20 protein-coding genes are annotated in these 18,504 nt (G+C 70.1%); 12 read left to right on the forward strand and 8 right to left on the reverse strand.

Translation table 11 applies throughout. From position 1 onward, the window contains the following. Positions 1–94: 94 nt before the first annotated feature. A complete protein-coding gene (locus AB0D44_RS22495; protein ID WP_362593824.1) occupies positions 95–2,203 on the reverse strand; it encodes a tetratricopeptide repeat protein in 2,109 nt (702 codons plus the stop codon). A gap of 299 nt (positions 2,204–2,502) precedes the next feature. Here AB0D44_RS22495 and AB0D44_RS22500 point away from each other — a divergent pair, with 299 nt between their 5' ends. Then, positions 2,503–3,591, forward strand: coding sequence for a PP2C family protein-serine/threonine phosphatase (locus AB0D44_RS22500; RefSeq protein ID WP_362593827.1), 1,089 nt, complete (start codon positions 2,503–2,505; stop codon positions 3,589–3,591). 144 nt (positions 3,592–3,735) lie between these two features. Here the strand turns inward: AB0D44_RS22500 and AB0D44_RS22505 are convergent, their stop codons facing one another. The 4 genes from AB0D44_RS22505 to AB0D44_RS22520 form a co-directional block, all read right to left on the reverse strand. Continuing rightward, positions 3,736–4,137 (reverse strand): cofilin family protein, encoded by a 402-nt coding sequence (locus tag AB0D44_RS22505; protein WP_362593830.1) that lies wholly within the window; start codon positions 4,135–4,137, stop codon positions 3,736–3,738. Between the two features lie 337 nt (positions 4,138–4,474). After that, complete coding sequence (gene ppk2 / locus AB0D44_RS22510) at positions 4,475–5,509, reverse strand: polyphosphate kinase 2 (protein WP_362593833.1); 1,035 nt, start codon at positions 5,507–5,509, stop codon at positions 4,475–4,477. A gap of 203 nt (positions 5,510–5,712) precedes the next feature. Further along, positions 5,713–6,858 carry an AI-2E family transporter gene (locus AB0D44_RS22515; RefSeq protein ID WP_362593836.1) on the reverse strand — a complete coding sequence of 382 codons (1,146 nt, stop codon included), beginning with the start codon at positions 6,856–6,858 and terminating at the stop codon, positions 5,713–5,715. Between the two features lie 217 nt (positions 6,859–7,075). Further along, a complete protein-coding gene (locus AB0D44_RS22520; protein WP_362593838.1) occupies positions 7,076–7,693 on the reverse strand; it encodes a hypothetical protein in 618 nt (205 codons plus the stop codon). A gap of 166 nt (positions 7,694–7,859) precedes the next feature. Between AB0D44_RS22520 and AB0D44_RS22525 the strand changes: the two genes are divergently transcribed. The 9 genes from AB0D44_RS22525 to AB0D44_RS22565 all read left to right on the forward strand — a co-directional run bounded on the left by AB0D44_RS22525 (position 7,860) and on the right by AB0D44_RS22565 (position 13,897). Continuing rightward, on the forward strand, positions 7,860–8,393 hold the full coding sequence (locus tag AB0D44_RS22525) for a hypothetical protein (protein WP_362593841.1): 534 nt from the start codon (positions 7,860–7,862) through the stop codon (positions 8,391–8,393). 187 nt (positions 8,394–8,580) lie between these two features. Continuing rightward, a complete protein-coding gene (locus AB0D44_RS22530; protein ID WP_362593844.1) occupies positions 8,581–8,817 on the forward strand; it encodes a hypothetical protein in 237 nt (78 codons plus the stop codon). Then, entirely contained in the window at positions 8,807–9,064 is a 258-nt protein-coding gene (locus AB0D44_RS22535) for a hypothetical protein (protein WP_362593847.1), read from the forward strand. Before AB0D44_RS22530 ends, AB0D44_RS22535 begins: the two co-directional genes overlap by 11 nt. Positions 9,065–9,228: 164 nt before the next feature. Then, positions 9,229–9,468 (forward strand): hypothetical protein, encoded by a 240-nt coding sequence (locus AB0D44_RS22540; protein ID WP_362593850.1) that lies wholly within the window; start codon positions 9,229–9,231, stop codon positions 9,466–9,468. A 377-nt stretch (positions 9,469–9,845) separates the two neighbouring features. Further along, positions 9,846–10,049 carry a cold-shock protein gene (locus AB0D44_RS22545; protein WP_362593853.1) on the forward strand — a complete coding sequence of 68 codons (204 nt, stop codon included), beginning with the start codon at positions 9,846–9,848 and terminating at the stop codon, positions 10,047–10,049. A 305-nt stretch (positions 10,050–10,354) separates the two neighbouring features. Further along, positions 10,355–11,902, forward strand: coding sequence for a DEAD/DEAH box helicase (locus tag AB0D44_RS22550; protein ID WP_362593856.1), 1,548 nt, complete (start codon positions 10,355–10,357; stop codon positions 11,900–11,902). 64 nt (positions 11,903–11,966) lie between these two features. After that, positions 11,967–12,371, forward strand: a complete 405-nt coding sequence (locus tag AB0D44_RS22555) for a CBS domain-containing protein (RefSeq protein WP_362593859.1) — start codon at positions 11,967–11,969, stop codon at positions 12,369–12,371. A 54-nt stretch (positions 12,372–12,425) separates the two neighbouring features. Beyond that, a complete protein-coding gene (locus AB0D44_RS22560; protein ID WP_362593862.1) occupies positions 12,426–12,737 on the forward strand; it encodes an SCO5918 family protein in 312 nt (103 codons plus the stop codon). An 821-nt stretch (positions 12,738–13,558) separates the two neighbouring features. Continuing rightward, positions 13,559–13,897 carry a MerR family transcriptional regulator gene (locus AB0D44_RS22565; RefSeq protein ID WP_362593865.1) on the forward strand — a complete coding sequence of 113 codons (339 nt, stop codon included), beginning with the start codon at positions 13,559–13,561 and terminating at the stop codon, positions 13,895–13,897. A 27-nt stretch (positions 13,898–13,924) separates the two neighbouring features. On the opposite strand, the gene AB0D44_RS22570 is transcribed toward AB0D44_RS22565, so the two are convergent. Next, complete coding sequence (locus AB0D44_RS22570; protein WP_362593868.1) at positions 13,925–14,989, reverse strand: alpha/beta hydrolase; 1,065 nt, start codon at positions 14,987–14,989, stop codon at positions 13,925–13,927. Positions 14,990–15,106: 117 nt separating this feature from the next. On the opposite strand from AB0D44_RS22570, the gene AB0D44_RS22575 reads away from it, so the two are divergent. Both AB0D44_RS22575 and AB0D44_RS22580 read left to right on the forward strand, forming a co-directional pair. Then, the gene (locus AB0D44_RS22575) at positions 15,107–15,751 is read left to right on the forward strand and encodes a GNAT family N-acetyltransferase (protein WP_362593871.1); all 645 of its coding nucleotides are present in this window, start codon (positions 15,107–15,109) and stop codon (positions 15,749–15,751) included. Further along, the gene (locus AB0D44_RS22580) at positions 15,748–16,626 is read left to right on the forward strand and encodes a PaaX family transcriptional regulator C-terminal domain-containing protein (RefSeq protein ID WP_362593873.1); all 879 of its coding nucleotides are present in this window, start codon (positions 15,748–15,750) and stop codon (positions 16,624–16,626) included. The genes AB0D44_RS22575 and AB0D44_RS22580 overlap by 4 nt, the downstream gene beginning before the upstream one ends. A gap of 477 nt (positions 16,627–17,103) precedes the next feature. Here the strand turns inward: AB0D44_RS22580 and AB0D44_RS22585 are convergent, their stop codons facing one another. Beyond that, positions 17,104–17,658 carry a DUF1062 domain-containing protein gene (locus AB0D44_RS22585; protein ID WP_362593876.1) on the reverse strand — a complete coding sequence of 185 codons (555 nt, stop codon included), beginning with the start codon at positions 17,656–17,658 and terminating at the stop codon, positions 17,104–17,106. 243 nt (positions 17,659–17,901) lie between these two features. Further along, the gene (locus AB0D44_RS22590) at positions 17,902–18,372 is read right to left on the reverse strand and encodes a flavodoxin family protein (RefSeq protein WP_362593879.1); all 471 of its coding nucleotides are present in this window, start codon (positions 18,370–18,372) and stop codon (positions 17,902–17,904) included. Positions 18,373–18,504 lie beyond the last annotated feature (132 nt).

Genomic DNA, 18,504 nt, shown 5'->3' on the forward strand with positions numbered 1-18,504 from the left:
AGACGTCGTTTCCTTTGGCGCACTTGCATCCGCCCGAGCCCATCCCGATCCATACATCCGCCGCTGGGCCGCCCTGGTCAGGTACGGACAGCCCTCAGGGCACGCGAAATCCGGAAAACGCGATGACCTTCTGGGTAAGTGGGTGTTCCGGCCCGAGGATTCGCACGTGTTCGTCCAGCGTTTCACGCCATACGGGCATCGCCGAGGCGGAACCTTGTGTGCGGTCTACCAGACGAGCCACTTGGCGTCGGGCGTGGAGGGTGTGGAGGTGGTCAGGACCCAGGACCCTTCTTCTGTCGTCGAGGAGTTTCCGCGCCCGCTCCAGAGCGTCTGCATGCAACTCCATGGCCGCGAGCCATGTGACCGCCCGCCCGCGAGCGTAGAGGGTATCGGCGTGATCGGCGCCCAGTGCGAGGGTGCGTCTGCTCACCAGGGTCTCGGTGAGGTCGAACGCCTCGGCGTATCTGCCGGATTTGCCTGTCCACATCGCTATTCTCGCCTCGACGTCCAGGGTGTTTATGTGGTCGGGCCCGAGCTCCCTTTGGAACCTCTCCAGCAGGGCACGGCATTGATCCGCTGCATCGGCGGGATGTCCCAGCCTTCCGATGGCGTTCGCGATGTTCAGGCGGGTGTCGAGTGTCTCTGGGTGCTCAGCCCCAAGGTGCGCTTCGCGCAGAGGCAACAGTTCGCGCATCAATGAGAGGGCTTCGGCCGGACGCCCTTGTTTCAAGGTGAGGTATGCCAGCTTGGCGTGGGCGTCCAAGGTGTCCCGGTTTTCCCTGCCCAGTGATCTCGTGCGGAATTCCCAGATCGACTGCAGCTCCGTCACTGCCTGATCGATGTGGCCTGTTTTCCCCATGATGACCGCTTTGGCGACGTCCGCTGCCGCCAGTCCGGCCCGTGCTGCCACCGCAAAGGCGCTCGCCGCTCGGTCGTGGCGGGCATCGAGCAGCGCCATCATGCCCATGTCGAGCGCATCGCGCGGGGTGGCGTGCGTCAAGATCAGGTCCCACGACTCGTCCGGAATGACTTCGAGGTTGAGGGTGTCGAGGAAATAGTCGAAAGCCCTGAGCCCGGTACCCGGTTCGCCTACCAACATGCTGGCGCCACTGTGCCCAAATGGCCGCAGAGCCCACGCCAGCGCGGACTCCATTGCTTCTGGCCGCAACTGCGCCCCTCCCCGGTCCCTCAGGTAGATCTCGTGTAGCCGAACGAGAAGGGACACGCCTACTGCTTCGTGCATGCCGGCGCGGCGCACGTCCACCGCGGCCAGCACGAGCGCCGCCCCTCGGGGATGGGAACCTGGAGACCAGGCGTTCCTCCACGCCTCGAGGAGTTCCGGACCGGCGGCCAGGACTTCGGCCACGCCGAACGCCTCCGAAGCGCTCAGTGCACGATTGATGCGCCGGTCGTTCCTGTGGAGTTGCGCCCTGCCCCGCTCGGCCGGCGACCATTGCCGCGGTATCCGGATCTTCTTCGCCTGGCGAACGACATCACGGCCGTCGCGCCATACTTCGTAGTCGGCGCTTTCGATGACCGATTCGGCGTGATCGCCGAATCGGTCGTACTCCGGCGTCCGCATGGTGGCGACGATTGTGGCTCCGCTTTCCAGCATGCTGCTCAGAGAGGACGACGTCAGCCCTCCCGGTCCCAGGAACCGCTCCATGTCATCGAGCCAGATGAGATAGTGCCTCCGTATTTTCAGTGCATCCAGCAGGCTGGAAATCCCGTCCCGGTTCCGAGGGCTCAGCAAGAAATACTCCGGTAGGAGCAGACGTGCGGCCTCGAAAGCGGATCGTGTTTTGCCGGCCGTCGATTCCCCCACCAGGAGGACGAAGCCTCCGTCGCGCACGGCCGCATGCAGGTCCGCGTCGATGTCGCGGGGGATGTACGGAGGCGCACTCCAACGCCTGTCCGGTTGCTCTGCGAGGTCATGTTGGTATGGGTGGATCCCGACCAGAACCGGATCCCGAATGTCCCGGACGCGGGGCAAGGTGCCTCGCGAATGCTTCGACAGGAGAGTGGTCGCCGCGCGCTCCCGCTCATGGCGCCTGTCGCTCAGCTGGGACTCGTTCCGGGCCGCTGCTCCACTGCTCAGGGCGAGGAATGCGGCCCCCACCAGCCCGGCCTGCGCCGCTGGTAACCACCATCCCGCGATGAGCCCGGCCGCGCTGCCCATCAGCGCGAATATCGTGAACTTCACCCACGGGCCGCATCGAAACCAAAGGTTGCGCACGCTCGCAGCCCCCCTGCGCTCCACGACACCGTGGCCGACACCTACCTCCGGCCGGTGATCGTTACACTCCCGACCACGCGGCCGGCCCGGCGACGGAGTTCGGCCCTCCACTCATTCAGTCAAGTGTTCGAATTTCGGTGCCAGTGGATACCGCGGCTGCTGTCACGGGGCTCCGGGAGGCCGTTGCCGCTTCGGCGAGGCAGGCTGTTTCCATGAGGTCACATCCTCGCTCCTCTCGACCAGGAGCGGGCGGTCACAGCGAGGTCTTGTTCACGCTGGGGCAGTGCGCGCCCTTCGCGATCGCGCTGGGCGTACTGGCCATCGAGCTCTCACCCGCGCACGATCTGGTCACCGGTCCCCTCCTCACCACCACACCGGCGCTGGCCGCGCTGACGATGGGGCCGAAGGGCACGCTGTCCGCGGCAGCCCTCGCTGCGGCCGTGAACGTGACCACCGCGACCTACAACCAGTCGTGGGGAACCCTGACCCAGCTGATCATCGGCAACTTCCTGGGACTGATCGTGGTGTCCGTGGCCAGTGTCATCCTGAGCAACGCGGTGCGCACGCGCAGGCAGAGCGAGCTCGACCAGGTCCGCCGGATCGCGGTGGCGGCGCAGGAGGTCGTCCTGCGGCCCGTCCCCGAGATCCTGGGGCCGGTACGGGCGGCGGCCCTGTGCCTCGCGGCCGGGACCGGCGCGCAGATAGGCGGCGATCTGTACGAGGCCATTCAGACGAGGTACGGCGTCCGCCTGATCGTAGGGGACGTCCGGGGCAAAGGGCTGTCCGCCATCCGCGCGGTCGCGGTGGCCTTGGGTGCGTTCCGGGAGTCCGTCCACTACGAGGACGAGGTCGAGGAGGTCATGAACCATTGTGCGGCCGCGCTCCGGCGGGAGTCCGCCGTGCCGGGTGCCTACTCGCAGGAAGAACTTCCCGAAGTCCTCATGGAGGGATTCACCACCGCGCTCATCGCGCAGGTGCCGGAGGAACAGGTGGTGCAGTTGGTCAACCGCGGCCATCCGCCGCCGCTGGTGCTGCACGACGGCCGGGTCCAGGCCCTGATGCCGGCTTCGCCCCTGCCGCCACTCGGTCTCGAAGACCTGGTCAGCGGCCCTCCCGCCCGGCCCGAGAGCTACCCGTTCCTGACCGGTGACCGGCTTCTCCTCTACACGGACGGCGTGATCGAGGCCCGCAACCGCGAGGACGAGTTCCTCCCCCTGCCGGAGATCATGGAGCGGATATCCGCCGACACCTCCCCGCAGGAGTTCCTGGACGAACTGCACCAGGCACTGATCCGACACACCGAGGACTGCCTGACGGACGACGTGGCCATGATCCTCATCGACCGGCTCGCGTGACGCGAACAGTCGGGTCTGCGTCCCGGATGAGCCCGGCCTGCCGGCCGCCGCGCAGTACGAGGTGCGGCGGCGCAGTCGTGTGCGGCGTGGGGCGTTCGGCTGGGGGCGGCCACCAGAGCCGCAGAGTCGCACGGCCATGAGAGCTCAGCCGGCCAGCGCGACGAGCCTTCGGTACTGGAGGTGGTGGGCGCGCCTGGCCGTGAGGTGGACGTGGACGTCGGCGAGGAACTCCTTCAGGGCGGTGTACCCGGCCGTGTAAGCCTCCTCCTGCGTGGCGGCGTCCGGAGGCATCCAGAAGATCAGCAGCTGTTCGTTCCTGCGCATGCCCTCCGGGGTCGCGAAGGAGAGCTCGTGCACGACCAGCCGCGGCTCGTCCGCGGGCAGGGCCTGCACCAGCTCCTCCGGGGTCAGGTTGCCCTCGACTTCCGGGTCCAGGACCCCCGGGACGTCCGCGTAGCGAAGGGTCACGGTGTTGATCTCCCGCTTCTCCCGCAAGTGGTGCAGGGCGGCAAGGGAGCCTTCCGAAAGACCGGTCGGGCTGCTCACAGGGTGTCACCTCGGTGGTGGTCAGGACCTGGGAATCGGGGCGGCGAACGTGGCGGGACCGGGGCCCTGCCGACTACGGAGACTACGGAGACTACGGAGACTACGGAGACGCACGCAGGCGTCGGCGCCCCGCCGGCAGGCGGGACCGGCGGATGCCGGCGGGGCCCGCCACTGGCCAGGTGTGAGGGGCGGCTGTGTGAGGCCGTCGTCGGTGTCGGCGTCCAGGAACGGGGAACAGGCCTGTGCATCCTCGCTCAGGCGTCCGGTCCGGGCCGTGGTACGGGGCCGTGGGCCGTGCGGAGGTCACCCGGGTGGCCGCGACCGGCCCGCCCGGGTGTCATGCGTGCGGCTCTGTTCCGGAGGGCGCGGGGTGCTCGGAGTGCTCGTAGTGCTCAGGGTGCTCGGGGCGGGGGTGCAGTCCGGCGACCCCGGGGGGCTGGTCGGCCAGGGGGGTGGGGGACAGGTCGGTGGGTTCCTCCCCCGCCTCCAGCAGGGTGTCGGCGGCGCCGACGATGAGGGGGTCCGGGCGGCCCACCGCCGCCTCGTCCTTGCGGTCGTAGTCGATGCGCCACAGGAGGCTGCGCATCGCCTCCAGTCGGCCGCGCCGCTTGTCGTTGCTCTTGACCACCGTCCACGGCGCGTGCCCGGTGTCCGTCGCACGGAACATCGTGACCTTCGCCCTGGTGTACGCGTCCCACAGGTCCAACGAGGCCACGTCGGTGGGCGACAGCTTCCACTGCCGCACCGGATCGACCTGACGGATCGCGAAGCGGGTGCGCTGCTCGGCGCGGGAGACCGAGAACCAGAACTTCACCAGCAGGACCCCGTCCTCCACGAGCATCGCCTCGAAGGCCGGACACTGCCGCAAGAACAGCTCGTACTGCTCCTCGGTGCAAAACCCCATGACTTTCTCGACGCCGGCGCGGTTGTACCAGGAACGGTCGAAGAAGACGATCTCACCGGCTGCGGGCATGTGGGCGACGTACCGCTGGAAGTACCACTGCCCCGCCTCCCGCTCCGTCGGCTTGTCCAAGGCGACGATCCGGGCGCCACGGGGGTTGAGCCGCTCGGTGAACCGCTGGATCGTGCCGCCCTTGCCCGCCGCGTCCCTGCCCTCGCAGATCACCACGAGCCGGGCCCTGGTGTCCTTCACCCAGCGCTGCAGCTTCAGCAGTTCGATCTGCAGGATCCGCTTGGCCCGTTCGTACTCCGCCCGCCGGATCTTGCGGTCGTACGGGTAGTTCTCCTGCCACGTACGGATCGGGGCGCCGGACGAGTCCAGCAGCACGGGCTGTTCGGGCCGGCGGTTGTCCACGCTCAGCCCGGTCAGCAGGTTCTCGGCGCGGAGCCGCTGCAACTCCTGATCGTCCACACCACCCGCCTACCCACCTGCACAGCGGGAACGCCCACCCGCTCACGATCACCTGGGGTGACCGATCAGCAGCACGGAGCCTCGGCGGTGGTGTCGGTGGTGTCGGCGGTGGCGGTGCCGGTGGGGACAGCGGCGGCCCGGCCCGGCCCGGACAGCCGGCCGGCCGCCACAGGACGTCGCCCGGGCGGGGCCGCGGAACGGCCCTACGCAGGGGCAGGGGCAGGGGCAGGGGCAGGAGCAGGGGCAGGGGGCGGCCCGTCGCCGACCTCGTCTTCAGGTTCGTGCGGCGGTTCGCTGAGCTGTTCGCGCAGGTAGTTCCATACGACGGCGACGAGCGCGGCCGCCGGAACGGCCAGCAGGGCGCCGACGACGCCGGCCAGGCTGCCGCCCAGCGTGACCGCCAGCAGGACCACGGCCGCGTGGAGACCGAGACTGCGGCTCTGGATCATGGGCTGGAACACGTTGCCTTCGAGCTGCTGGACCGCGACGATGATCGCCAGCACGATCAGCGCATCCGTCAGGCCGTTCGACACCAGTGCGATGAGCACCGCCACCAGACCGGCGAACAGGGCTCCCACGATCGGTACGAACGCGGAGACGAAGGTCAGAACTGCCAGCGGCAGCACCAGCGGTACGCCCACGATCCACAGGCCGAGACCGATGAACACGGCGTCCAGGAGGCCGACGAAGGCCTGGGACCGCACGAACGAGCCCAGGGTCTGCCAGCTGCGCGCGGCCACGACCGGGATGTCGTGGGCGAGCCGGCCGGGGAGCTGTCGGGTGAGCCACGGCAGGAAGCGGGGGCCGTCCTTGAGGAAGAAGAACATCAGGAAGAGCGCCAGCACGGCGGTGACCAGACCGTTGAAGACGGTGCTCACTCCCGTGACGACGGTGGACACCGCGCTGCCGACGCTGTTTTGGAGGCGGGCCATCGCGGCGTCGAATGCGCCGGTGATCTGGTCGTCGCCGATGTTCAGCGGCGGCCCTGCCGCCCACTCGCGCAGCCGTTGGATTCCCTCGGCCACGCCGTCGACCAGTTCGCCCGACTGGGACGCCACGGGTACGGCGATCAGCGCCACGATGCCCGCGGCCACCAGGAGGAACAACACGGTCACCACGGTGGCGGCCAGAGCGGGCCGCCACCCCTTCCGGCGCAGGAAGGCGGCCAGGGGCCAGGTCAGGGTGGTGAGGAACAGGGCGACTATGAGCGGCCAGACGACCGACCACATCCGGCCCACGACCCACAGGGCCACCGCCGCCATGACCAGGACCACCAGCACCTCGGCGGAGACGCGCGCCGACGTACGGAGGGCGGCAGCGGCTCTTGCGGAGCTCAATGTGACAGACATGGGGTCACCCTATTCACACGCGGTTGACCCTGGGGCACCGCGCTGACGGCCGGGTGCCCCAGCCCGAACGCGGGCCCCTCGGACGGGTCAAGACCAGCGCCCGGCCTCGTGCTCGGCCCTCCTCGGGAACTCGCCCAAGTCGAAGGTGGCCAGAGTCGAGTCGAGATGGGTCAGGGTCACGTTTCACCGCCCGAGGTGGGCGCCCGGCCCTCGGCCGTTACCTGCGAAGGGCTTTGAGGCAGCCCTTCGCGAAGTCCTCCACGGACGCGTCGAACGCCTTGAGGCTTTCGGGAGTCGGCAGTGAGCGGGCCTCCGCCGTGACGGTGATGTCGATCATCAGATTGCTGTCCCGCAGGCGCAGCTCGCGAACCTGCCGCCGGTCGTCCGGCTTGTTGTAGCCGAACCGGTAGGCCTCCTTGCCGACGCCCTTGACGTCGGTGAGGTCGCTGTCGGGCGTGTCGGTGCGCGTGTTCTCCCGGGCCTTGGCGAAGACGTCCTTCGCGAAGTCGACGCTCTCGGTGTAAGCGAGGTCCAGTTCGACCTTGACGTTCCCGTACTTGGCCGGGCCGGACTCGACGAGCGGCTGTACGCACTGGACGCCCGGGGCGCCCCCGCCGGTCCTTTTGATCCGGTCCGCGGCCTCCTCCCGCGCGCCCAGCGGGTCGGCGAGCTCGCCGTAGGGAAGCACGTTGCAGATCTCGTCGGTGGCCTTCCACCGATAGCCGCCCTTGCCCTCCTGCGCGACCTCGCGGCCCGCGTCGCCGCCGCAGGCGGTGGCTGCCAGGGCCAGGACCGCGGCGGCCGCCGCGCAGCGGGGAAAGCGGGGACGAGGCATCCGGTTCTCTCCTGTCGGGCGGGGCCGGTTCTCCACCCAACCACCCTGCCATCAAAGGCCGTTGTGCACCGGCAGAAAAGTCGAACGGGAAGTGGAACTGCCGGGTCCGTGGTGGCGTCCTAGTCTGTGTCACAGGTCCCCGTCTCTCGAGAATCGAGGGGACGTCATGATCCACCCGCTTCGTCCGCACCGCCGCAGGATCGTGGCCCTGGCCTCCGGCATCCTGCTCACCGTGGGGCTCGCGCTCGCCGTACCGTCCTCGGCCGCCGGCGCCGCCGCCACCCGCACCGAGACCCAGCTCCCGACCCCGCTCGTCGTCAACGCCCGCTGGGGCGGGCACGCCACCTACGACCGGATCGTCATCGACCTGCAGGGGTACGTCCCCGGGGCCACCGTCACCGCCGTTCCGCGGCTGCTCCAGGACGGGTCCGGCGCGCCCGTGCCGCTGGCCGGGAACTTCTTCCTGGAGATCCGCTTCAATCCGGCCGCCGCACACAACGACGCGTACGAGAGCGTCTACCAGGGGCCCAGGCTCCAGAAGATCTTCCTCAGCAAGCTCAAGGGCCTTGCCATGACCGGCGACTACGAGGGGTACGTGACCTTCGGAGCCGCCTTCGACACCATGCCGTACTACCGGACCTTCACCCTGCACTCGCCGGAGCGGTTCGTCGTGGACATCGCGCACGGGAACCAGTGCTGACCGATCGGGCCCGGGAGGTCGCACGCGTCAGGAGGTCACACGCGTCAGGAGGTCGCACGCGTCCGTCCCGGGCCCGGCGGAGTCCCGCCGATCCCCGCGCAGGGCAGGTTCGCCGTACCGGGCTCCGGGGCTCCGGCGCGGCGATACCGTGGGGGACAACACGCAAGAGACAGCCCAGGAGCCCCGGATGAGCGAACAGCCGGCCACCGCACCCGTGCCCGACCGTCAGCCCCTCGACGAGCACGCCGCGGCGGCCGTCCTCGCGTACGCGGCAGACCAGCGCGCAAAGGTCGACGCCCTCGCCTCGGTACTCGAGGACATCGCCGCCCACGGCTACCCGAGCCCGGAGACCGGCGTGCCGTGGGAGACCGCACGCGACGCCCACCTCGCCGGCCTCGCCGACGAGCAGCCCCGTGTCGCCTGACCACGCCGCGCGCCGCTCGCGCGTCGTCATGGTCGAGCCCGCGCTCACCCAGCTCGCCAAGCTCACCGCGCCCGAGACGCACCGCCTGGACCGCGCGATCGTCGCCGTCAGCGTCAATCCCGAGCTCGGCACCGAGGTCCCCGGCACCCTGCTGCGCGACTACGCGGACGAGATCGACGGGGTCCGGGTGATCTATTACGTGACCGCCCTGGGGACGATCACGATCGTGGCGTACGTCGAAGCGTGAGGGCGCCCGGGCCGAGGCCCGTCCGGCCCTACCGTGGTCCGCACGGTGTGCCCGCCCCGCGGCGGGGCAGGTGCGGGGTACAGGTGCCGGTGGAACGGGGCATGTCCCACCGGGAGCGGCGCAGCTGAGCGCCGACCGCACCGGTGCCAGAGAGGCGGTGGACGATGAGTGGCAGGAACCAGGACCCGCGCTCGGCCCTGCTCCCCGACGCGGGAGCCGCTGTGGACGAACACGGCCGCCCGCCGGGAGCTCCGTCCCGGACCGGACCGGGCGAGGGGCCGCCCGTCGACCCGGACCGCGTGGAGCGGGCCCGCCTGGCGGAGAAACACGGGAAGGCGGGCGAGGAGCCGCCGGTGGACGGGGTGCATCTCCCGCACGCGCCGGGTGGCGACGAGAGTCCGTAACCATCCCGAGCCCCGCCCTCCTCGTGGTCGGGGAGGGTTCGGGGTCTGCTCTTCTCGTGGTGGTTCTGCTTCCGCAACGCTGCTCTCGGGGTGAATCAATATCTGTTCCCGCGGGTTGAGAGTTCAACGGACCCCGCGGGGAGATTTTCTGCCGTACCGCACGGGGTGGAAATGTGTGACGTACGCCGGCCACTCCATCGTGCTACTGTCGATCTCGGTTGCAGTTTTGGTACCCAAAAAACTTCAAGCGCCTCCTGGGCCTCGCGCCAAGGGAAGCGCTTCGTATTTTCCGGTTCATTTTCCGGCGGGGCATCATCGCGGCGACACGGTGTTCGCACAGTGCGAATGCTGCTGTACTGCCCCAAAGGAGATATGACATGGCTACTGGTACCGTGAAGTGGTTCAACGCGGCAAAGGGTTTCGGTTTCATCGAGCAGGACGGTGGCGGCCCCGACGTGTTCGCCCACTTCTCGAACATCGCCGCCCAGGGTTTCCGCGAGTTGAACGAGGGCCAGAAGGTCACCTTCGACATCGCGCAGGGTCAGAAGGGCCCGACGGCCGAGAACATCCTTCCCGCCTGACGCTGACGCGTAATTCGTAGCTGGGGCCCGCATCCCTCGGGGTGCGGGCCCCAGCTGCACATATTCCCGCAGTGGGTTTCCCCCGCGGGAGCAAGACCTTCAGGGATGCTGCCTCCTCGGAGCCGTATCCACCGATGCACCGGACACTTCCGCTCGGCATCGCCCATTCCAGCGCCAGCGCCGACACGGATTTTCCGTGGGCCACCCTCGCTGTCGCATTCCATTCGGTCCGTTCTTGTGATTACCTGCGCTGTTCTTCCGCTGCGGGAATTCCTTGATACGTGCCGTATCAAGGAAGGTTCTGAATGAACCCCACCCGTACGAACAACCGCTCCTCCCGTACCCGCAGTCGCACGGCCGGCGGCCCCGCATTCGGCCCCGCTTTCGGCTCCGGATCCGGTTCGGGCCGTAGCAGCCGCTCCGGTTCGTCCGCCCCGAGCCGTTCGTCCGCCCCGAGCCGTTCGGGCGGTCCGAGCCGCTCGGGCGGCTACAGCCGCCGACCCGCCGCAGTGCAGGGTGAGTTCGCCCTGCCGAAGACGATCACTCCCGCGCTGCCCGCGGTCGAGGCGTTCGCCGACCTCGACATGCCCGCGGAGCTGCTCGCCGCGCTCGGGACCCAGGGGCTGTCGGTGCCGTTCCCGATCCAGGGCGCGACCCTGCCGAACTCCCTCGCCGGCCGTGACGTCCTGGGCCGCGGCCGCACCGGCTCCGGCAAGACGCTGGCCTTCGGCCTCGCGCTGCTGGCCCGCACCGCCGGACAGCGCGCCGAGCCGCGCCAGCCCCTGGCGCTGGTCCTGGTCCCCACCCGCGAACTCGCCCAGCAGGTCACCGACGCCCTCGCCCCCTACGCCCGCGCCGTCAAACTGCGCCTGGCCACCGTCGTCGGCGGGATGCCGATCGGCAGGCAGGCGGCTGCGCTGCGGGGCGGCGCCGAAGTCGTCGTGGCCACCCCCGGACGCCTCAAGGACCTCATCGACCGCCGCGACTGCCGGCTCGACCAGGTTGCCGTCACCGTCCTCGACGAGGCCGACCAGATGGCCGACATGGGCTTCATGCCGCAGGTCACCGCGCTCCTGGACCAGGTACGCCCCGAAGGGCAGCGGATGCTGTTCTCGGCGACCCTGGACCGCAACGTCGACCTCCTGGTCCGCCGCTACCTGACCGACCCCGTCGTCCACTCCGTGGACCCCTCCCAGGGCGCGGTCACCACGATGGAACACCACGTCCTCCACGTCCACGGCGCGGACAAGCAGACGGCCACCATCGAGATCGCCGCCCGCGACGGCCGGGTGATCATGTTCCTCGACACCAAGCACGCCGTGGACCGCCTCACCCAGGACCTCCTCGACAGCGGGGTCCGCGCCGCCGCCCTGCACGGCGGCAAGTCCCAGCCCCAGCGCACCCGCACCCTGGCCCGGTTCAAGACCGGACACGTGACCGTGCTCGTCGCCACGAACGTCGCCGCTCGCGGCATCCACGTCGACAACCTCGACCTCGTCGTGAACGTCGACCCGCCGACCGACCACAAGGACTACCTGCACCGGGGCGGCCGCACCGCCCGCGCCGGGGAGTCCGGCAGCGTCGTCACCCTGGTCACTCCCGGCCAGCGCCGCGACATGACCCGCCTGATGGCCGCAGCCGGCATCGTCCCCCTGACCACCCAGGTCCGCTCCGGCGATGAAGCGCTCCACCGGATCACCGGCGCTCGGACCCCCTCGGGCATCCCCGTCACCATCACCGCCCCGGTGTCCGAGCGGCCCAAGCGCAGCAGCTCCTCCCGTGGTCGGCGCAGTCCCGCTTCGGCGGCCCGGCGCGGCGGCGTGCGCCAGACCGCCTTCGATGCGGCGGCCTGAACACCACTTGATCCGGAACGGGAAACCGACACTGACACCGACCCGTCCCTCCAGGAGGCACGTTGTGACGCTGGTCCAGATGCAGCCCCGCTCGGCGCAAGCCGACCCCGTGCACCGAACGGTGGACGACGCCATGGAGACGGCCGGGCCGCAGGCCCATGACGACATGACGGTCGAGGTGGCCCTGTCCGTCATGGCCAGTGCCCGCGTGGGACATCTCCTCGTCCGCGACGAGGACGGTCTGTGCACCGGACTGGTCACCCGGGCCGGGCTCGCCGCCGTCCGTGACGGGGACGCGTACACGGACCGCGTCCGGCTGCGCGACGTCCTCGGTGACGGCGGGCCGTTCACCTCGCCCCTGACCACGATGGCCGAGGCCGAACACGCGATGCGCTACCGCCGGCTCGACGCCCTGCCCGTCGTCGACGAACAGGGCAGCGCCCTGGGCGTCCTGGCCCTCGCACGCTGAACCGCCTCCGCGGACCGCGGTCGAACCATCCACCTCTTCTCCCTGTGAGGCACCATGCGTTGCGTCATCGCCCGCTTCCCGTTCGACCTGACCAAGAGCGGCGTCCTGGAATCGATGAAGGGCGTCAAGCCCGAGGAGATCGTCGGTGAGTCCGTGATCATCGGCCGCCGCACCTACCCCGTCAAGCAGGTCGGCCAGGTGATCACCCGCCAGGACCGGCGTGACTTCAGCGTCGGCGAAGTGGTCCGGGCCATGACCCAGCTCGGCTTCAGCTGCCGCGGGCTCCCCAGGGCCGCTGCGCCCACGCGCACCCTCAGCCCGCTCCAGCACGCCTCTGCGATGCTCGGCACCCCTGCGGGCGTCTGACCGCGGGAGCAGGACCACAGGACCCCCCGGGGCCGCGTAACCGCGTAACCGCATGACCGCATGACCGAGGAACCGGCGCGAGCCGGCACCCACCACAGCCAAGAGGGCCCGACCGGCGCGCGCCGATCGGGCCCTCTTGCGATGCCGGGTCGGCCGAGCAGGGATATCCCTCCTGGGTGCGCGCAAAAATCTATGGCGGCCAGAGTAGACATTGGACGTCGGTCTGGTTATGGTTTCTCTCGTAGCCGAGAGAAACCAAAGGGCCCGGCAGAGACGAACTGCCGGGCAGCAGTACACGCAGTTCGCAGGACGGTGCGGTGGTGGAGTTCCGAAGCCATGGTGGTTGCAGGACGGCGACGGGGCTGACGACCGGACCGGGTGGCCCGCAGTGATCAGGGGCCGCCGTGAGCAGTACCGCAGTGGCAGTACCCAGCAGTGAAGTAGTGAGCAGTACAACGGTGAAGGCGTCGGCTGCGGACGCGCGCACCGGGAAGTAGCAGTACAGCACCACCAGCAGTACCAAGCAGTAGGCAGTTCCCCGTTTGGAAAGCAGTTGATCACCGAGGGAAGAACGGAGGAGCCGAGCGCCATCAGGATCGCCCGGGCGGAAGTCCGAGCCCGGGTACCGCAGGACATCGATAGTGAGGTGGTCTCCGGTCAAGCAACCGCGATCCCCGCGCCCCCGACGGCAACTCGGTCGGGTCCGCGGAAACACAAGGCCGGCGCAGTACCAGAGCTGGCAGATGGTGTAGTAGTTCCTTCGGGGCCCTGGTGCCATACGGCGCCAGGGCCCCTCCACGCGTGCCATGAGAGAGGTGCAAATGACCGCAGGCGACTCGTACGACCGTCTCGACGACGACGACTACCCCGCCTACACCATGGGCCGGGCCGCCGAGATGCTCGGCACGACCCAGGGCTTTCTCCGTGCCATCGGCGAAGCCCGCCTCATCACCCCGCTCCGCTCCGCCGGCGGGCACCGCCGGTACTCCCGCTACCAGCTGCGGATCGCGGCCCGCGCCCGGGAACTCGTCGACCAGGGCACCCCCATCGAGGCCGCCTGCCGCATCATCATCCTCGAGGACCAGCTCGAAGAGGCCCAGCGCATCAACGCCGAATACCGTCGGGCCGCCGAATCATCCGACCCGTCGGCCTCGGCCTGAGGCGGGGGAGAAGGGGCCGCGCACGCGTCATGACGTGACACGGCCGCCTCGGCCGGGGTCCTCGAGGAACCGTCGTTGGTCCTCCAGGAACCCGTGCGCGAAGAGGGAGCGGGGGGAGAAGAGCGCGGTGAGCGTGATCCTCAGGTCCGACTGCTCGACGGACTGCCGGACCAGCGAATGGCTCGCGTCCGGGTAGGACTCGATCGTCAGCGCGCCGCCCGGGCCCAGCACCTCGCGGTAGACCCGCTCCGTGTCGGCGGTGTCCACGTTCATGTCATGACCTGCGAGGGTCAGCAACACCGGTACCCCGCGCAGGGCGCGGAGGTCCTGGGTGGCGTCCGCGGTGTGGTTCTTGGAGACGAAGCCCCAGCGATCGGCGGTCATGCCGTGCGCCTCGCCTCCCATCGCCGCGACGTACTCCTCGTACGTCGCACGGCGTTCCAGCAGCCGGCGGGTGGCGTCGCTCCTGGCGATCGCGGCCTCGGTGCGGGCGGCCGACGCGCCGTCGGCGCGCAGCTCCGCGAGGAGGTTGTAGCGGCCCTGCCGGAGCCAGTTGATCGCGGGCGAGACGGCGATGGCGAAGTTCACGGGCGTCTTGGCGGCGATCTTCGGCAGGACCCAGCCCGCCTGGCTCGCGCCCCACAGGCCGATCCGGTTGCCGTCGATGTCCGCTCGGGCGCGGGCCCAGGCGATGGCGGCGACGGCCTCGTCGGCCCGGTCGTCCATGGACTGGTCGAGCCAATTGCCCGGTGCGCCCGCGACACCGGGCTTGTCCCAGGACAGGGACGCGTATCCCGCCTTGGCGTTCGCCTCCCACAGGGGCTTGTAACCGTCGTCGTGAGTGGCGTCGACGGGGCCGTCGCCGTGGACGTACACGACCAGGCCGTGCTGCCGGCGACCGTCCTTGGGGGTGGCCAGGACCCCGCTGAGGGTGTGCCCGCCGCTGCGGATCGAGACGCGCTGCTCGTGGATGTCGTAGGAGTGCTGCCACAGCACCACACCGACGAGACCGGCCGCCGTCAACAGGACCGTGACGAGCGACCACACGGCGACGCGGAGCCCGCGCCGACGGGGTGGGACCTTCGGGCACATGGAATCTGACCGCCTCTGCTTCGGGTGCGTGCCAAAAACTATCACTCACTCCACGATCGTTGTCGAGGTGATAGTTTTGGTCCAAAGGGAGAGAACGGCGAGCGAGGGGGATACGACATGGGACGGGACGCGACGAGCGCCGGGACGGGGCCGGTGACGGTCCGGCGGGGTATCCCCGCGGGAACCGAGCGGCGGGCAGCCGAGCTGTACTGGGACGCCTTCGGCCGCAAACTCGGCCCCGCTCTGAACCCGCCTGACAAGGCGGTGGCCTTCCTCGCCGCCCACCTCAACGCCGACCGCGCGGTGTGCGCGATCCTCGACGGGCAGCTCGTCGGCCTCGCCGGCTACCAGCTCGACGGGCGGGCCCTCACCGGAGGCTCGGCCTCCGCGGTGCTGCGCACGTACGGACACCTGCGAGGACTGCACCGACTCCTGCTCCTCGCCCTGTTCGAACGGCACCCGGCCCCCGGCCAGCTCGTCATGGACGGCATCGCCGTGGACCCCGCCCTGCGCGGCCGCGGCGTCGGAAGCCTGCTCATCGAGGAGATGGCCGCCCTGGCGCAGGAGCAGGACTGCCGGGAGATCAGACTGGACGTGATCGACACCAACCCGCGCGCCCGGGCCCTGTACGAGCGGCGCGGCTTCACGGCCGTACGGACGGAGCCCACGCCCTACCTGCGCGGGCTGCTCGGATTCGGCGCGGTGACCACCATGCGCCGCCCCGTCGAGACGAACGGCCCGAGAGGACTGCGCACACCATGACCGACGACCACATCGAGATCCCCACCCGCATGCTCGTCCACGCTCTGATCCGCGAGGACGGCACCGTCGACGCGGACGAGCTGTACACCGTCGCCACCACCCTCGGCATGAGCGACCAGCAGGTGCGGCTGTGCATCAAACGCCTGGTCGCCGAGGGGCGGTTCACCCACGAGGGCCGGGGCCGCAAGGCGCAGCTGCACGCGACCGTGGACACGACGCGCGCCCTGGCCCCCAACGCGGACTTCCTGCGGCACGCGTTCCGGCAGGACGCCGGGCTCGCGCCCTGGGACGGGGCGTGGCACCTGGCCGCCTTCGCGGTGCCCGAAGCAGCGCGCACGGCACGGGACTCGCTGCGCGACACGCTCCTGCACCTCGGTGGCGCCCCGCTCCAGGGAGGACTGTACGTCTGCGCCAACGCCTGGGAACCGTACGTCGAGGACGCGGCCCGTCGCCTCGGCGCCCACGACGCGCTCACCCTCCTCACGACCACGGACCTGCGCAGGGGCGGCACGCAGGAGCCCGCGGAACTCGCCGGCCTCCTGTGGCCCTTGCAGGAGATCGCCGACCGCTACCACCGCCTCCACCGCCTCGCCCAACCCCGTCTGGTGCGCCTCACCGGACCGGCCGAGCTCTCCCCTTCCGCGCTGCTCACCATCGCGGTCGAACTGGCCGCCGAACTCACGCGCGCCATGGAGCCGGACCCCCTGCTGCCGCCCCAGCTCCTGCCCCGGCCCTGGCCCGGCACCCGGGCCCGGGAGCTCGTCGCCCGTTGCTGGGCAGCGCTGCACGAACGCCAACACGACGAGTCCCGCCCGGTCCTCTTCCGCCTCTACGCCGACATCACCCGCGAAGCCGCGGCCCGGGCCACGGGCTGACGCCGGTACCGCGAGCGCCGGCCTCGGCTGACGCACGGCGTCGGAAGTCTTACAAGCTCTGGAGTTCCTCAAGTGGGGTTGGTTCGGCGGCCGGGCGGGGGATCCCCCTGACACGGACCGGACGGGACCGGTACGGGGAACGGGGGTAGGGGACATGGAGTTCCTGATGATCGTGGGGTTCATCGTCATCGTGCTGATCGTCGCGATGCTGGGGGGAAGCGGTGGGTCCTCGTCGCGCAAGCGGGGGCGCAAGAGCTCGTGGGGCGACGGGGGAGGGGGCGGCTGCGGGGGCGGCTCGTCCTGTGGGGGCGGCGGAGGCTGCGGGGGCGGCGGTGGAGGCGACTGACGTCCGATGCGGGGAGCCCCGGTACCGGGCAAGGCCCAGGCCTCGCCGGTCCCGGGGCCGCTTCCGCTCCCTGTACGGGGCCCAGGGCCTGTCCGGCGGAACGTGCCGGACGGGCCCTGGGCCGTGAGGGCTCAGCGTTTGAACGTGAAGGTGAAATCGGCGGAGAGTTTGCCGCTGAGGCGGACCGCCGACACGAGGTTCCCTGCGGTGATCAGCCTCTCGACCTCGGCTCGCGAGAGGTCGAACCCTTCAGCGATCAGTCGCACCGGCCGGACAGGGATCCGCGCCGCAAAGCGGACCGAGACTTCGATCGCCTCCCCCTCCTGCGGCCGATCCGATCCGCCGGCGGCGTCGAGGCGCCAGGCGTCGTCCCAGTCGAGGGCGATGCGATGACGACGCTGCACGACCGGATCCCGGAGCAGCTCGGCCGTCAGGCCGAGGTCGTTGGCGTGCAGCCGGTCCAGGAGCTCGGGACGGATGGAGCGCACGTTCGTCCGTTCCAGGACGGTGAGCTTGATGGTCTCCCCGCACCCGGTACACAGCGCGAGGAGCCAGACGTCGAGGAGCTTGTGGTGTGCGTTGACACGGAATTTTCCGCTCGCCCGGAAGCGCTCGCAGGCGCATGTGTGGCAACGGCGCAGGACAAGGGGCAGGCGGGTGGGTACGACCACCCAGGTTTTGAGCACAGGTGTACACCGGTTCCAGTGAGAAATCCGCAGCGAAAAGCAGCGCGGCGCACAGGGCGCGACGCGCGACGAAATCAGCGCTCGGGGGGTCTCACTTGGTGTACAACGGCACGTCCTCGACAGGGGGACAGGGGCGGGAGCACGGTAACGGCACACGCCCGTGCGGCTCCACTGGTTTTCGGGAGGGCGGCCCCGCCCCCGCCGCGGCGCCGCGTTGCGCAGCCCGGCCGCGGGCGGCAGTCGTCAGGACACCGGTCGCGTTCCGTTCCGCAGCCGCTCGGCGAACGCCCGTGCGGCGGCCAGGTCCCCTGCGTGGGGCCGCTGCTTGTTGATACCGCCGATGAGCTTGAAGGGCGCCCAGGTGTCGAACGCCCGGCACGAGAAGGTCCCGTCCACTTCCCGGCCCTTGCCGTGGAGGAGCCGGACGAGGGGGCGGGTGAAGGGCGCCGGCGGTACCTCGGGGAGCCCGCTGGTGGCGAACACGAACGTGCGGCCCGGGCCGGGGGGAAGCGTGCGGGCGAAGTCGGTCAGGCGGGGGTGGAGCCTGGAGTGGAAGACGCCCGCCCCGAATCCCACCAGGTCGGCGCCCGCGAGCTCCGCCGGGTCTGCCTCCTCGGGGGAGACGACCTTGGCGTCCAGTACCTGGGCCATGGTGTCGGCGACACGACGCGTATTGCCGTGCGACACCGAGACGCACACGATGACGGTCCTCATCCTGACGATCCCTTCTGTCGGTTCCGTAGGGAGGACAGCGCAGCGGCGCCGGATGTGACACCCGCACGAGTGTGACGGCGGCCACGCCCTGCCGGGACGGAGGGAGGCGCACGTCCGCCCCCGCCCGGGGAG

This window comes from Streptomyces sp. NPDC048349, assembly GCF_040651925.1.
Lineage (GTDB): Bacteria > Actinomycetota > Actinomycetes > Streptomycetales > Streptomycetaceae > Streptomyces.

Excerpts from the sequence above, each read along its gene's own strand:
- AB0D44_RS22530 (WP_362593844.1), top strand. The coding sequence starts at position 8,581 with ATGAGCGAACAGCCGGCCACCGCACCCGTGCCCGACCGTCAGCCCCTC.
- AB0D44_RS22570 (WP_362593868.1), bottom strand. The coding sequence starts at position 14,989 with ATGTGCCCGAAGGTCCCACCCCGTCGGCGCGGGCTCCGCGTCGCCGTG.
- AB0D44_RS22515 (WP_362593836.1), bottom strand. The coding sequence starts at position 6,858 with ATGTCTGTCACATTGAGCTCCGCAAGAGCCGCTGCCGCCCTCCGTACG.
- AB0D44_RS22525 (WP_362593841.1), top strand. The coding sequence starts at position 7,860 with ATGATCCACCCGCTTCGTCCGCACCGCCGCAGGATCGTGGCCCTGGCC.
- AB0D44_RS22565 (WP_362593865.1), top strand. The coding sequence starts at position 13,559 with ATGACCGCAGGCGACTCGTACGACCGTCTCGACGACGACGACTACCCC.
- AB0D44_RS22580 (WP_362593873.1), top strand. The coding sequence starts at position 15,748 with ATGACCGACGACCACATCGAGATCCCCACCCGCATGCTCGTCCACGCT.
- AB0D44_RS22590 (WP_362593879.1), bottom strand. The coding sequence starts at position 18,372 with ATGAGGACCGTCATCGTGTGCGTCTCGGTGTCGCACGGCAATACGCGT.
- AB0D44_RS22560 (WP_362593862.1), top strand. The coding sequence starts at position 12,426 with ATGCGTTGCGTCATCGCCCGCTTCCCGTTCGACCTGACCAAGAGCGGC.
- AB0D44_RS22575 (WP_362593871.1), top strand. The coding sequence starts at position 15,107 with ATGGGACGGGACGCGACGAGCGCCGGGACGGGGCCGGTGACGGTCCGG.
- AB0D44_RS22550 (WP_362593856.1), top strand. The coding sequence starts at position 10,355 with ATGAACCCCACCCGTACGAACAACCGCTCCTCCCGTACCCGCAGTCGC.
- AB0D44_RS22540 (WP_362593850.1), top strand. The coding sequence starts at position 9,229 with ATGAGTGGCAGGAACCAGGACCCGCGCTCGGCCCTGCTCCCCGACGCG.
- AB0D44_RS22545 (WP_362593853.1), top strand. The coding sequence starts at position 9,846 with ATGGCTACTGGTACCGTGAAGTGGTTCAACGCGGCAAAGGGTTTCGGT.
- AB0D44_RS22520 (WP_362593838.1), bottom strand. The coding sequence starts at position 7,693 with ATGCCTCGTCCCCGCTTTCCCCGCTGCGCGGCGGCCGCCGCGGTCCTG.